The organism is Streptomyces sp. NPDC048257 (assembly GCF_043201855.1).
GTDB lineage: Bacteria > Actinomycetota > Actinomycetes > Streptomycetales > Streptomycetaceae > Streptomyces.
In genome coordinates this window covers 22,680-36,665 of sequence record NZ_JBICZI010000041.1, presented here as the reverse complement: position 1 = coordinate 36,665, position 13,986 = coordinate 22,680, and the positions used below count along the sequence as shown (strand labels likewise).

The 13,986-nt window shown below is 70.9% G+C and carries 9 protein-coding genes; 2 read left to right on the top strand and 7 right to left on the bottom strand.

Annotation, left to right across the window (positions count from 1 at the left end):
• Nucleotides 1–150: 150 nt before the first annotated feature.
• Together ACGFZK_RS36800 and ACGFZK_RS36795 are read right to left on the bottom strand one after the other, a co-directional pair.
• The gene (locus ACGFZK_RS36800; RefSeq protein ID WP_393853189.1) at nucleotides 151–3,474 is read right to left on the bottom strand and encodes a S8 family serine peptidase; all 3,324 of its coding nucleotides are present in this window, start codon (nucleotides 3,472–3,474) and stop codon (nucleotides 151–153) included.
• 273 nt (nucleotides 3,475–3,747) lie between these two features.
• Nucleotides 3,748–4,308: a CGNR zinc finger domain-containing protein gene (locus ACGFZK_RS36795; RefSeq protein ID WP_393853188.1), complete on the bottom strand. Its 561-nt coding sequence runs from the start codon at nucleotides 4,306–4,308 to the stop codon at nucleotides 3,748–3,750.
• Nucleotides 4,309–4,445: 137 nt separating this feature from the next.
• On the opposite strand from ACGFZK_RS36795, the gene ACGFZK_RS36790 reads away from it, so the two are divergent.
• A complete protein-coding gene (locus ACGFZK_RS36790) occupies nucleotides 4,446–5,345 on the top strand; it encodes a pyridoxamine 5'-phosphate oxidase family protein (protein WP_393853187.1) in 900 nt (299 codons plus the stop codon).
• Here ACGFZK_RS36790 and ACGFZK_RS36785 read toward each other — a convergent pair.
• Entirely contained in the window at nucleotides 5,321–6,283 is a 963-nt protein-coding gene (locus tag ACGFZK_RS36785; RefSeq protein WP_393853186.1) for a hypothetical protein, read from the bottom strand. The two genes, ACGFZK_RS36790 and ACGFZK_RS36785, sit on opposite strands and share 25 nt — an antisense overlap.
• Before the next feature lie 222 nt (nucleotides 6,284–6,505).
• Nucleotides 6,506–9,064, bottom strand: coding sequence for an aminopeptidase N (pepN, locus tag ACGFZK_RS36780; protein WP_393853185.1), 2,559 nt, complete (start codon nucleotides 9,062–9,064; stop codon nucleotides 6,506–6,508).
• Between the two features lie 139 nt (nucleotides 9,065–9,203).
• Here pepN and ACGFZK_RS36775 point away from each other — a divergent pair, with 139 nt between their 5' ends.
• On the top strand, nucleotides 9,204–9,848 hold the full coding sequence (locus ACGFZK_RS36775; RefSeq protein WP_393853184.1) for a DsbA family protein: 645 nt from the start codon (nucleotides 9,204–9,206) through the stop codon (nucleotides 9,846–9,848).
• Between the two features lie 127 nt (nucleotides 9,849–9,975).
• Here the strand turns inward: ACGFZK_RS36775 and ACGFZK_RS36770 are convergent, their stop codons facing one another.
• The 3 genes from ACGFZK_RS36770 to ACGFZK_RS36760 all read right to left on the bottom strand — a co-directional run bounded on the left by ACGFZK_RS36770 (nucleotide 9,976) and on the right by ACGFZK_RS36760 (nucleotide 13,794).
• Nucleotides 9,976–10,632, bottom strand: coding sequence for a superoxide dismutase (locus tag ACGFZK_RS36770; RefSeq protein WP_393853183.1), 657 nt, complete (start codon nucleotides 10,630–10,632; stop codon nucleotides 9,976–9,978).
• A gap of 162 nt (nucleotides 10,633–10,794) precedes the next feature.
• On the bottom strand, nucleotides 10,795–12,198 hold the full coding sequence (locus tag ACGFZK_RS36765) for an amino acid permease (RefSeq protein WP_393853182.1): 1,404 nt from the start codon (nucleotides 12,196–12,198) through the stop codon (nucleotides 10,795–10,797).
• A gap of 195 nt (nucleotides 12,199–12,393) precedes the next feature.
• On the bottom strand, nucleotides 12,394–13,794 hold the full coding sequence (locus ACGFZK_RS36760) for an amino acid permease (RefSeq protein WP_393853181.1): 1,401 nt from the start codon (nucleotides 13,792–13,794) through the stop codon (nucleotides 12,394–12,396).
• Nucleotides 13,795–13,986 lie beyond the last annotated feature (192 nt).

The window sequence follows — 13,986 nt, the reverse complement described above, 5'->3', positions numbered from 1 at the left end:
GCGGTTCGCCACCCGGGGGTGGCCCCGTCCGCGGCGGCGCGGCGCGGGGGGGGGGGGGCGGCGCGGGCGGGGCCCGGCCCCGGGGGGCCCCCCCCCGGGGGGGGGGCGCCCCCCCCCCCCCCCCCCCCTCGGGTTCCCTGCCACGGGGTCCTACGGGAGGACCTTCTCGATCTGCACGCTGCCGGTGCCGGCGGCGGTGCCGCGGGCGTTGAGCAGCTGGACCTGGCCGAAGAACTGCCGGCCCTCGGGGGCCGGGCTGCTGACCAGGACGTTCGCCGAGACGGACGCCGATGCGCCGGAGGCGAGGTTCACCGCGGCGGCCTCGTCGACCTGGACGGAGCCCAGGGCGGCCGAGAAGAACACGTCACGGTAGTCGTACGTGGTGGAGCCGGACGGGACCGCGTAGCCCAGCACCTCGATGGTGTAGGTGCCCGCGGCCGGGTTGACGAGGCTCACGGCCTCCTCGGAGTCGCCGTCGGCGGAGGTGCCGACCTTGACGCCGTCCTTGTACACGTCGAGGTCGAGGTCGGCGCCGGTGTCGGACGTCTTGCCGATGGCGATGTCGAGGCGGGAGACGCCCTCGCCGATGGTGACCTCGGTGGTGTGGGTCTCACCGGTGGCGATGGTCGGCTTGGCGACCTTCGCGGAACCGAGCGGGCCGCCCTTGAGCTTGCCGCCGGAGACGGCCGCCGCGTCGTTCTTGACGGTCCACTGGACCGGCGCCGGGGTGCCCTGCTTGACCTCGGGCAGGACCTTGACCGCGGGGTCGAAGGCCGCGCCGAGCACGGAGACGTCCAGCCGATACGGGTTGTCCAGCAGCGGCGACGTACGGCGCGACTCGACCTCGATCTCCCAGACGCCCGGCTGCGGGTCGGCGTAGGAGCGCAGGTCGGGACGGCAGGTGTTCGCCGGGTTGTTGTAGTTCGGGTAGCACTGGGTGGTCGCGCTGTCCTCGACGCCCAGACCGTACGGGTGGATCGAGATGAAGCGGGTCTGGCTGCCCGGCTTCAGACCGCCGAGGGCGACCTCGAGGGTCTTGGCGCCCTGCGGGACGGTGACGAAGTAGGACTTGTGGCTGTTGCGCTGCACCGAGGAGGTGTCCGACATCGTGAACGAGGGCTTCGCCAGCGGGGCCGAGGCGACGACCGTCGTCAGGATCTGCTTGTCGATGCCCTCGGTGGTCTCGTCGTCCAGCTGCAGGATGCCGCTGTGCACGCCGGCCGACGTGGCCTTGGCCTCGACCTTGATGGTGACGGGCTTGTTCAGCGGCAGCGTCACGTAGTCGTAGCCGCCGATGACCTTGAAGGTGCCGTCGTCGTTGCGCCAGCTCAGGTCGTGCCGGGTGCCGTACTTGACGCCCGTGGTGCGGGTGACGACGACGTCGTAGACCTTCTTCTGGCCGACCTTGAGGCCGCCCTCGCGGTCGTAGAGGCCGGTGCCGAAGCCCGGGGTCTTCAGGAACTGGTCGATCGCGGTGTCGACCGGCGCCTTGACGGTGAACTCGTTCGCCTTGGCGTCGCGCTGGATGGACTCCCACGCGCCGGGGACGTCGATCAGGCCCGAGCCCTGGGCGTGCGCCGGGACGTCGGCGATCTTCTTCGCGGAGCTGGTGAGCGCGACCCGCAGGGAGGCCGGGGTCAGCTTGATGTTCTTCTGCTTCGCGGCCGAGATCAGCAGGGCGCTGGCGCCCGCCGCCTGCGGCGAGGACATCGAGGTGCCCTGGAGCATGCCGTAACCGGCCGGCAGGGTGTAGCCCGCCTCGGCCACCGGGGCGCCCGGCAGCCAGGTCTGGATGGTGTTGATGGCCGCGCCGGGGGCGGTGATGGTCGGCGTGAACCCGCCGTCCTCACGCGGACCGCGCGAGGAGAAGGGGAACATGTTGTACTTCTTGGTCACGCCGGAGCCGTAATTGGCGGCCCAGGTCTCCTTGGAGACCGCGGCACCCACGGAGATGACCTTGTCCGCGAGACCGGGGTCGCCGATGGTGTTGACGCCGGGACCCTCGTTGCCCGCCGAGATGACGAGCTGGACACCGTAGGTGTCGATGAGGTTCTTGTAGAGCTCGGAGCGCGCGTTGTTGCCGTCGTTCAGGGCCGGCAGGCCACCGATCGACATGTTGACGATGTCCACCCCGCGGTTGACGACGAGGTCGATCATGCCCTCGGTCAGTGCGATGTTGGTGCAGCCGCCGGACCAGGAGCAGGCGCGCGAGGAGACGAGCTTGGCGCCGGGCGCCTCGCCGTTCATCTTGCCGCCGAAGAGGCTGTTGGCGGCGGTGATGCCGGCGACGTGCGTGCCGTGCTCGGACTCGATGATGCCGACGTTGACGAAGTCGGCCTTCTTGCCGACCCAGTCACCGCCCAGCGGGTCCATCGGGACGTCCTTGCGGATCTCGATCACGAACGGGATGCGCTCGGCGACCTCGGTCGCCGGGTTGTCCGTGCCGAAGTAGCCGATCTGGTAGCCGTCCTTGTACGGCTTCATCGGCTCGTTGTTCGTGAAGTCGCCGTCCTGGTCGGTGTCGACGCGGACGGTGCCGGCGGCGGCGTCGTAGAGGAGGCCGAACCGGTCGGTGGTGTCCCCGTCCCGGTTGACGTCGCCCTTCATGTCACCGGTGGCGGTGATCGACTCGCTGAAGCGGCTCCACTGGAAGCTGCCCTCGGGGGCCTTCCAGCTCTGGCCGCCCGCGGAGAAGGTGCCGCCCGCGGAGGTGACGGGGGTGATCTGGGCGCGCCAGGTGCCGTCGTTGTCCGTGATCGGGTCGGTCGCCGTGACCCAGTCGACGATCTTGCGCTCGCCGGTGCTGGTCTTCTGCAGGGCCGGGTGGCCGAGGTCGACGCCCGAGTCCATGATGCCGATGGTCACGCCGCGGCCGTCGGCCTGCGGGTTCTTCTTGACGAAGTCGACGGCACCGGTCTCGAAGGACGGGTTGTACGGGTTCTTCGCCGGGGTGTTCTTGTCCGGGGCCGGGTAGGTCTCGGCGGCGGTCTTCTTCACCGTGCCGGCCTCGCGGTCCGCGTCGGGGCGCGGGTCCGGCAGCTTGATCTCGTGCCGCAGGTCGATGCCGTGCACGGAGGACAGCTTGGCCGCCGCCTTCAGGGCGGAGTCCGCCTTGCCGGTCGGCAGGGTGGCGCGGACGTAGCCGAGCCGGTCGTACGTCTGGCCCACCGAGGCGCCCTGTACGGCGCCCAGCTGGTCGGCCACCTGCTTCGTCTGCCCCGGGGCCGTCGCGACCATGACGGTGACGTTCGCGTCACCCTTGGCCTTGGCCTCCTGGAGGAGCTCGGCGTCGGCCGAACCGAGCTTCTGCTCCGCGGACTTGACGGCCGCCTTGGCGCCGGGGGTGTCCGCGCCGGTTGCCGCGAAGACGGGCCCGGCGCCGGTGGCCGCGAGGGCGGCGACCAGGCCGGCCGCGGCCGCGACGCGCGCGACGCGTCTGGCCCCGGGTATGGAGCTGGGGGATTCGAGGGTCATCAGCATCCCTGGTAAGTGAAAGAAACGGTCCGGATTACGGTGCCGGATGACCGGTCAGCTTGGCCTACGTGACAGCTCTTTGGGGAGGGTTGTCATTGACCGAGACCTGTCGTGGCGGACTCCCGCCAGCGCGAGGAAAACGCCAGTACGGCCGTACCGGGGCACAGCGGTGCCAACCAAACGGGCTGATCGGTCGATTTATCGACTTGGCGGCCATGTGCCGGCGCCGGGACGCGGGTGCGCCCCGGTGCGGGGGTGACGGATTGCGGGTGCTCAGCGCTCGCGCGTGCGCGCGTAGTGGCGTGAGGCCTTGGCCCGGTTTCCGCAGGCGGCCATCGAGCACCACCGCCGGGTGCCGTTGCGCGAGACGTCGAAGAAGCGCAGGACGCAGGTCTCGGACGCGCACGTGCGGATCCGGTCGGGCGCGGAGCCCAGCAGGTCGAGATAGTCGCGCGCCGCCGTCCAGGCCGGTCCCCAGGCCGGATCGGCGAACTCGGCGCGCTCGCCGGGGCCTTCGGCGGTCAGGGTGGCGCGGATGCGGCCGTGCTCCAGCACGGAGTCGACGAGGCTGCGGGCACTCTCGTCGGCCGGGTCCGCAACGGCGCGGGACAGTGCCTCACGGGCGGTCAGCAGGTGGACGAGGGTCGCCGCGTCGGCGCGGAAGCGACCGGCCAGGCCGGCGCTCTCCAGCCAGACCGCGAGCCCCTGCACCCGGGTGAGCCCGGCCGCGCCGGCGAAGAGGTCCAGCGGTTCGCCATCGGCGACCCAGCGGGTGTTGAGCAGATCGAGGGCGACCGGCTCCCCGGTCAGGGGGCGTGGATCCGCCGCCGTCATGTCTCTCTCGCCCCTCTCGCCGTGTGGCTAACCCCTCAAGGGTACGTGAGCGGTTGACCTCCTCGGTTCTAACCTTTAACATCGATGTGGAAGGTTAGATGCCGGAAGGCCGGAAACCCTCTGGGGAAGGACCCGTCATGCAAGCTCCGACACCCGGGCCGTATCACTGGGGCGCGCTGGCCGTGCAGGACCGGGTCGGCGTACGTGACCTCGCCGAGCACGTCGGCCGCTCGATCGGTACGGGCGTCCGGGACGTCGCCGGGGCCTTCCTGGGCCTCCAGCCGCACCTGGTCGTCGGCGCCGCCGACGGTGCGGGGCGGGTGTGGGCCACCCTGCTCACCGGAGCGCCCGGTTTCGTACGGGCCACCGGGCCGGACCGGATCGTGGTCGCGAGCGGTCCACCGGCGGGCGACCCGCTCGCCGAGGCGCTGGCCACGGCCGGGACCCGGATCGGGACCATCGCGCTCGACCCGCGGACCCGGCGCCGGATGCGGCTGAACGGGACCCTCGCGGTGACGGCGGGAGGCTTCGCGGTCGAGGTCGAGCAGGTCTTCGGCAACTGCCCGAAGTACCTGCAGCGGCGGCAGCCGCTGGAGCCGGCCCGGCGGGGGCCGGGTGTCGTGCGGCGGGGCAACGCGCTGACCTCCGGCCAGCGGCGGACCGTACGCGGCGCCGACACCTTCTTCGTGGCCACCACGGCGGAGGCGGACGGAGCCGACGCCAGTCACCGGGGTGGGCTGCCGGGCTTCGTCGAGGTGCTCTCGCCGGTCGAGCTGGCCTGGCCGGACTATGCGGGCAACGCCATGTTCCTGACCCTGGGGAACCTGACCGCCGATCCGCGGGCCGGGCTGCTCTTCCCGGACTGGGAGAACGGGGCGGTTCTGCAGCTCAGTGGCCGGGCCCGGACCGAGTTCCGGGCCGACGGCAGCCGCCGCACCCGCTTCCGGGTGGAGTCGGTGGTGGAGAGCGTGCACCCGGGGCGGCTGCTCTGGAGCACCCCGGAGTACTCGCCTCACCTGGGCAGTACGACCAGGTAGGCGGCGGGTTCCCGGTCGTCGGACGCGGTGAGGGCGGTCCGGATGACCGCGGCCTGCTGCTCGGGCCAGTCACGGAGCTTGCGGGGGGTGATGTGGACGACCGTCACCCCGAGCCGCTCCAGCGTCTCCCGCTTGCGCACGGACTCGGACCACTGCTCGTCCTCGCCCTGGCGCGGGGCGCGGGTGTCGATCTCCACGGCGACGGAGTGCTCGGGCCAGTACGCGTCGACCCCGCCGAGGTGCGGGCCGCCGGGCAGGCGCAGGTCGACGTTCCATACCGGGTCGGGGAGCTCGTAGCCCCGTACGAGGTGGTACAGCCGGTCCTCGGCGATGGCGCGGCCCTCCGCGAGCAGCGACTCGACCGCGTCGACCACGTGCGGCCGGTTCAGCAGCCGGGCCACCGTCAGCTCCCGTACGACGGCGGCCGGTTCGCAGTGCCCGCCGCGGACGGCCTCGCTGAGCAGGCGGCGTACGGTGCCGGCGTCGGAGAGCTGGGTGACGGCGTCGGCGACGGCCCGCGCGACGGGCGCCACCGGCAGTCCGGTCACCTCCTGGGAGCGGGGTGGAGTGTGGGTCCGCACGATCCGCACGTCCCCGGTGGAGCGCAGCCGCCGGGTGCCGGGCACGAGGACGTCGATGTGCGAGAGGGCGAGCAGAGCGGGCGCGGAGCTGAACCGGTACAGGGCGAGCGCCGCCAGCCCGGTGATCATGGCCTCGCCGCCGCCGCGCCGTCCCGCGTACAGCAGCGCGGCGTGCAGCCGCTCCTCGCTGGTCGCGGGCCCGGAGTGGAGGAGGAACACCCCGGGCAGGATCTGCCGCCAGGGCCGCCCGGCCGCGTCGGAGGCGGTGACGCCGTGCTCGCGCAGCTGGGCGAGGGTCAGCACGCGGGGGCGGCTGCCGGTGAGGTGGGCGAGGGGGAGGGGTGCGTTGTGGTTCATGACGCGGTGATTCCCTCAGGCCATGGCCTTGCTAACCCCTGTTACACGCTCGTCGACAAATCCGGACAAGCTGGGGCTAAAGTACGGGCGTTCGACTGCCGATGGGGTGCGCCCATGTGGGGGACCCGGCGCCTCAAACGCCGGCGAGGCTGAACTTTTCAGCCCGTCCGGCGTTCGAGGACCGGGGTTCGGGGGCGGAGCCCCCGACAGCGGCGCCGCGGGCTAGTTGCCCGCCGCCGCGTCGCACCGCTGTGCGGCAAGGGCACGGGCCAGGTCGTCGCGGGACTCCAGGACCAGCCGGCGCAGGGCCGGAGCCGCATCCGCGTGGGCCGACAGCCACGCGTCGGTGGCGTCCAGCGTGGCGGAGTCACCCTGCAGCGACGGGTACAGCCCCTTCACCACGTCCATCGCGATCTGGATCGACCGGTCCGCCCACACCCGCTCGATCACCTCGAAGTAGCGCCCCGCGTAGCCCGCCAGCAGCCCTCGCTGCGAGGACTGCTGCATGCCCGCGATCGTCGCCTCCACCAGCGCGTTCGACAGCGCGTCGGACTCGACCACCGCCGCCCACGCCTGGTCCTTGACCGCCTGCGACGGCCGCGCCGCCAGGCACCGCACCTGGTGCCGCTTGCCCGAGGCCGTGTCGTCGCGCGCCAGTTCGGCGGCGAGCACGCCCTCGTCCACCGCCCCGTGCGCCGCCAGCGGCAGCAGGAAGTCCCAGCGCAGCTCCTGGTCGACGTCGAGGCCGTCGATCCGGGCCGAGCCCTCCAGCAGCCCCAGCAGCAGCTGGAAGTCGCCCTCCGTCGCCGCGCTCGCCGCGAAGAAGCGGGCCCAGGTCAGCTGGTGCTCCGACCCCGGCGCCGCGACCCGCAGTTCGTGCAGCGCTCCCGCCGACAGCTCGCGGCCGCCCTGCTCGCGCCAGTCCGGGGCCGCGTAGTGGGTGACCGCGGTCAGGGTCTGCGCGTGCAGCATCTGCAGGACGCCGACGTCCGTCTCGCGGCCCGCGTGCGCCAGTACCAGCGAGACGAAGTCACGCGCCGGCATCAGGCCGTCGCGCGTCAGGTTCCACAGCGCCGACCAGCTCAGCGCCCGCGCGAGCGGGTCCGTCAGGCCGCCCAGGTGCGCCCGCAGGGTGTCCAGCGAGCCCTCGTCGAAGCGGATCTTGCAGTAGGTGAGGTCCTCGTCGTTGACCAGGACCAGGTCGGGCCGCTCCGTGCCCGTCAGCTCCGTGACGACCGTCCGCGCGCCCGACACGTCCGCGTCGGCCCGCGCGTAGCGGACGAGGGACCCGTCGGGCTCCAGCCGGTACAGGCCCACGGCGACCCGGTGCGGGCGCAGCTCGTCGCCCTCCTGCACGACGGCCAGTTCCGTCAGGCGGCCGCCCGCGTCGTAGGTGAGGACGGGGGTCAGTGCGTTCACCCCGGCGGTCTGCAGCCAGGCCCGCGACCACTCGGCCATGTCCCGCCCGGAGACCTCCGCGAGCACCGACAGCAGGTCGTCCAGCGTCGTGTTCCCGTACGCGTTGGCCTTGAAGTAGCGCCGCGCGCCCTCCAGGAAGGCCTCCCGTCCCACGTAGGCGACGAGCTGCTTGAGCACCGAGGCGCCCTTGGCGTACGTGATGCCGTCGAAGTTCAGCTTGGCGTCCTCCAGGTCACGGATGTCGGCAGTGATCGGGTGCGTGGACGGCAGCTGGTCGGCGCGGTAGGCCCACGCCTTGCGGCTGTTGGCGAAGGTGACCCACGCCTGGTCGAAGCGGGTGGCCTCGACCAGCCCGAAGGAACCCATGAAGTCGGCGAAGGACTCCTTCAGCCACAGGTCGTCCCACCACTTCATGGTGACCAGGTCGCCGAACCACATGTGCGCCATCTCGTGCAGGATGACGTTCGCGCGCCGCTCGTACGAGGCCTGTGTGACCTTGCCGCGGAAGATGTACTCCTCGCGGAAGGTCACCATCCCCGGGTTCTCCATCGCGCCCAGGTTGTACTCCGGCACGAAGGCCTGGTCGTACTTGCCGAAGGGGTACGGGTAGTCGAAGAGCTCGTGGAAGAGGTCGAAGCCCTGCTTGGTGACGAGGAAGACGTCATCCGCGTCGAAGTGCTTCGCCAGCCCCTTGCGGCACATCGCGCCCAGCGGGATGGTCAGGTCCCCGCGCGTGTAGGTGTCCGTCACGTAGTGGTAGGGACCCGCGACGACGCAGGTGATGTAGGTGGAGATGGGCTGGGTCTCGGCGAACCGCCACACGCCCGCCGCGCGGGACTCCTCCGCGCCGTTGCTCCACACCTGCCAGCCCTCGGGAGCCGTCACCTCGAAGCGGTACGGGGCCTTGAGGTCGGGCTGCTCGAAGTTCGCGTACACCCGCCGCGCATCGGCCGGCTCGTACTGGGTGTAGAGGTAGACCTCGCCGTCCTCCGGGTCCACGAAGCGGTGCAGGCCCTCGCCCGTCCGGCTGTAGGCGCAGTTCGCGTCCACCACGAGGACGTTCTCGGCGGCCAGGCCGTCGAGGGCGATCCGGGCGCCGTCGAAGACGGCGCCCACGTCCAGCGCGCGCCCGTTCAGGGTCACGGAGTTCACCGAAGGGGCGATCAGGTCCGCGAAGGTGGAGGCGCCGGTGGCCGCCGCCCGGAAGCGGATCGTCGTCACCGAGCGGAAGGTCCGGGGGCCCTCGGCCGGCTCCGCCTCGTCCACCGCCGACCTGATGTCGAGGACCACCTCGTACCCGTCGACGGACAGCAGCTCGGCCCGTTCACGGGCCTCCTCGCGGGACAGATTCTCTCCGGGCACGTGCACTCCTTCGTGCGTGATCGCGTTCTTGTGTCGAATCCTCGCACGAGGGAATGCGCGCCACTCCGTACTGGTTGGTGACGGGGAACGTGAGCCCAGTGATGCCCTTTTCCGAACGGTTCCGAGACTGAGGAGAGACATGACCGACACCCAGGTGCGCGAGAAGACCCCGGTCGACTTCTGGTTCGACCCGCTCTGCCCTTGGGCCTGGATGACGTCCCGCTGGATGGTCGAGGTCGAGAAGGTCCGCGACGTCGAGGTCCGCTGGCACGTGATGAGCCTCGCGGTGCTCAACGAGAACAAGCTCGACGAGCTGCCCGAGGTCTACCGCGAGCTGCTCGGCCCCAAGGGCTGGGCCCCGGTGCGCGTGGTGATAGCGGCCCAGCAGAAGCACGGTGACGAAGTCACCGGCAAGCTGTACACCGCGCTCGGCACCCGCATCCACAACGAGGAGAAGGGGCCGACCCGCGAGGTGATCGCCGAGGCGCTGGCCGAGGTCGGCCTGCCGGCCGAGCTGCTCGCCTACGCCGACTCGGACGAGTACGACGAGGTGCTGCGGGCCTCGCACAACGACGGCATCGACCGTGTGGGCCAGGAGGTCGGCACCCCGGTGATCTCCGTTCCCGGCTCCGAGGGCGACGTCGCCTTCTTCGGCCCGGTCGTCACCCCCACCCCGCGCGGCGACGCCGCCGCCCGGCTCTGGGACGGCACCCTGCTCGTCGCCTCGACCCCGGGCTTCTACGAGATCAAGCGCACCCGCACCAAGGGCCCGTCCTTCGAGTAGGACGGGCCGGTGCACCACACAGAAGACCCCCGTGAGTCACGTCCTCACGGGGGTCTTCCGTTTCGACACGTCCGCCGGTGAAGGTTGAGAAGACGATCACGAGGCGGACGGGCTTGTGGTGGCGCGATCAGCCCTTGGCGGGGATCAGCAGCGGGGTGTTCGCCTTGGCGTCGGCGTAGCGCGCGGCCACGTCCTGCCAGTTGACGACGTTCCACATGGCCTCGATGAAGTCCACCTTCTGGTTCTTGTACTGAAGGTAGAAGGCGTGCTCCCAGGCGTCGAAGACCAGGATCGGCACCGAGGCCTGGCCCACGTTGCCCTGGTGGTCGTAGACCTGCTCGACGATCAGACGGCCGCTGATGGGCTCGTACGCGAGCACGCCCCAGCCGGATCCCTGGGTCGCGGAGGACGCGAAGGTCAGCTGCTTCTTGAAGGCGGCGAAGGAGCCGAAGGACTCGGTGATCGCGGCCGGGAGGTCGCCCAGGCCGTCCTTCTCGTCCGGGACGCCGCCGCCCTCGCCGGTCTTCGGGCTGGCCATGTTGTGCCAGTAGATGCTGTGGAGGATGTGGCCGGAGAGGTGGAACGCGAGGTTCTTCTCCAGGCCGTTGAGGGCGCCCCAGTTCTCCTTGTCGCGCGCCTCCGCCAGCTGCTCCAGCGTGGTGTTGGCGCCCGCGACGTAGGCCGCGTGGTGCTTGTCGTGGTGCAGCTCGATGATCTGTGGGTTGATCACCGGCTCCAGTGCCGCGTAGTCGTACGGAAGCTCAGGAAGCGTGTAGATGGCCATGCGTGTTATCCGGTCCCCTCGGCGTGCCAACTGCTTATTGCAATCAATGCGCAACTGCACGCTAGCAGTATCTATTCCAGGTCACATGTAAGGGTTGCCTCTGAACGACGAAGGCGGGCCCCGTGCCTTCGCACGGGGCCCGCCTCGGGGTCTGTGGGTCCGTCAGGACCGGGCCGCGGCCCGGCGCTGCATCACGTACCCGGTCGCCGCGAGGGCGACGGTGAGCCCGCCGGTGAAGATCACCTGGACCCGCGTGTCGTCACCCAGGGCCATCAGCACCAGGACCCCGGCCACCCCGGCCAGCGCCACCCAGGTCAGGTACGGGAAGCCCCACATCTTCACGACCAGCTTCTCGGGGGCCTCGCGCTCCAGCCGGCGGCGCAGCACGAACTGCGAGACGGCGATGAAGCCCCAGACGATCAGGATGACGCCGCCCACCATGTTCAGCAGCCAGGCGAACAGGGTGTCCGGGTACCAGTAGGACAGCAGGACCGTGACGAAGCCGAAGCCGCAGGAGGCGAGGACCGCGCGGCGCGGCACCCGGCCGCTGACCTTGCCCAGCGCCTTCGGGCCCTGGCCGCGGGAGACGAGGGAGTAGGCCATGCGCGAGGAGCCGTAGATGTTGGCGTTCATCGCGGACATGAGGGCGATCAGGATGACCACGTTCATGATCTCGCCGGCGGCCGGGATGCCCAGGCGGTCCAGGGTGGCGGCGTACGGGCCGTCCGCCGTGACCGCCGGGTCGTTCCACGGCAGGAGGGTGACGATGACCAGCATCGAGCCCACGTAGACGATCGCGATCCGCCACATGGTGGTGCGCACGGCCTTGGCCACGCCCTTGACCGGGTTCTCGGACTCGGCGGCCGCGATGGTCACCGTCTCCAGCCCGCCGTACGCGACGACCGAGGCCAGCAGTCCGACCAGCAGGCCGTCCACGCCGTGGGGCAGGAAGCCGCCGTCGTGCAGCAGGTTGGCCGCGCCGGGCGAGTCGGTGCCGGGCAGCAGGCCGAGCACGGCGAGCACACCCAGGCCCAGGAAGAGCCCGATCGCGCCGATCTTGAGGGCGGCGAACCAGAACTCGAACTCGCCGAAGTTCGAGACGGCGGCGAGGTTGGAGCCGCAGAACACCGCCATGAAGACCAGCACCCACATCCAGGAGGGGGTGCCCGGGAACCAGCCGGTCATGATGTGCGCCGCGCCGATCCCCTCGATGGCCACGCCCACGCACAGCAGGGTCCAGAACATCCAGCCGGCGGTGAAGCCGGCCCAGGGGCCGATCGCCCGCTCCGCGTGCACGGAGAAGGAACCGGAGGCGGGGTCGGCGGCGGACATCTCGCCGAGCATCCGCATCACGAACATCACGAGCAGCCCGGACGCGGCGTACGCGAGCACGATCGAGGGACCCGCAGCGGCGATGCCGGCGCCGGAGCCGACGAAGAGCCCGGCGCCGATGACACCGCCGAGGGCGATCATCGAGAGGTGGCGCTGCTTGAGTCCGTTGCCGAGGGGTGATCCGGCGTCGGCCTGCGGCGCTTCGGGCGGTGCGACGGTGCTGCTGTGGCTCATGGGGTGTGTGCCTGTCAGGTGCGGGGGTGGAGCAGGCCCCAGTGTGTCCGCTGTCCGACCACCGGACGTCCGCTGTCCGATATTCGGACAGTCGTTTCACGGATCGTGATCACGCCCGTACGACCCGGCCCGGGAACGGCAGGACCCCCGCGCCACGGCACGGGGGTCCTGGTGGGCATCGGATCCGGGGCGGGGTCAGGCGGGCCGCCGCGCCCGCAGCTCACGGATCCCCGCCACGGCCAGCACCAGCGCGGCCGCGCCCGAGGACCACAGCAGCTGCGGCCGCGCGGAGTCGTCGAACAGCATCAGCACCAGCACCGCCGCCATCCCGACCAGCGCCGCCCAGGTCGCGTACGGGAACAGCCACATCGGCAGGGTCAGCCGCTCCGGCATGTCCCGCTCGATCCGGCGGCGCAGCTTCAGCTGCGACACGGCGATCAGCGCCCACACGAACAGCAGCACCGCCCCGACCGCGTTGAGCATGTAGAGGAAGATCGTGTCCGGCCACAGCAGGTTGAGCACCACCGACACGAAGCCGAAGGCCACCGAGGCGAACACCGCCCGGCGCGGCACGCCGCCGCCCGAGACCTTCAGCAGCGCCTTGGGCGCCTCGCCGCGCTCGGCCAGCGAGAACACGATGCGCGAGGACCCGTACAGGTTCGCGTTGAGCGCCGACAGCAGCGCCACGAACACCACGATGTTCATGATCTGGCCGGCCGCCGGGATGCCGATCGAGTCCAGGACCGCGACGTAGGGGCTCTCGCCCGGCTTCAGCGAGTCCCACGGCAGCAGGGTCACGATGACCACCATCGAGCCGACGTAGAAGAAGAGGATGCGCCACACCGCGCTGCGCACCGCCCGGGACACCGACCGCGCGGGGTCGTCCGACTCGGCGGCCGCGATGGTGACGACCTCCAGGCCGCCGAAGGCGAAGATGACGGCGAGCATGCCCGCGACCACACCGCCGAAGCCCTCGGGGAAGAAGCCCCCCTGACCGGAGAGGTTGGCCATGCCGACCGGCTCGGTGTCCGGGAGCAGGCCGAAGACCGCGAGGGTGCCGAGGATCAGGAAGAGCACGATCGCGCCGACCTTGAGGGCGGCGAACCAGAACTCGAACTCGCCGAAGTTCTTCACGGCGGCCAGGTTGCTCACGGTGAAGACCACCATGAAGAGCAGCACCCAGACCCACTGGTCGACCGAGGGCACCCAGCCGTTCGCGATCTTCGCCGCGCCGGTGGCCTCCACGGCCAGCACCACGACCAGCAGGAACCAGTACAGCCAGCCCGCCGAGAAGCCGGCCCAGCGGCCGAGCGCCCGCTCCGCGTAGACCGAGAAGGAGCCCGAGGCGGGCATGGCGGCCGACATCTCGCCCAGCGCCCGCATCACCAGCATCGCGAGGACGCCCGCGAGCAGGTAGGAGCAGATGATCGCGGGACCGGCGATGCCGATGCCGGCCCCGGAGCCGACGAAGAGCCCGGCGCCGATGACGCCGCCGAGGCCCAGCATGGTCAGGTGGCGCTGCTTGAGGCTGTGGCTGAGGGGTTCCGCGGGCAGGTCGCCCGTCGTGGGAGGTGCTTCTTCCAGGCGCTCGCGCATGAAGGGTGCTCGTACTCTCGTTCGGCCCAGCGGCGGTGGGGGCTCCGCATCAGGATTGGCGGGACCCTACAGTCTCGCTGAGCGGCGGTCGTCCGTGCAAAACGGACGTGTTGTCTGAACTTCCTCGTGATGAGGATCACGTCGACTCGGGTGTAGGGCGCAGAGTTTGTGATATCCCCACCAAACTGGGGA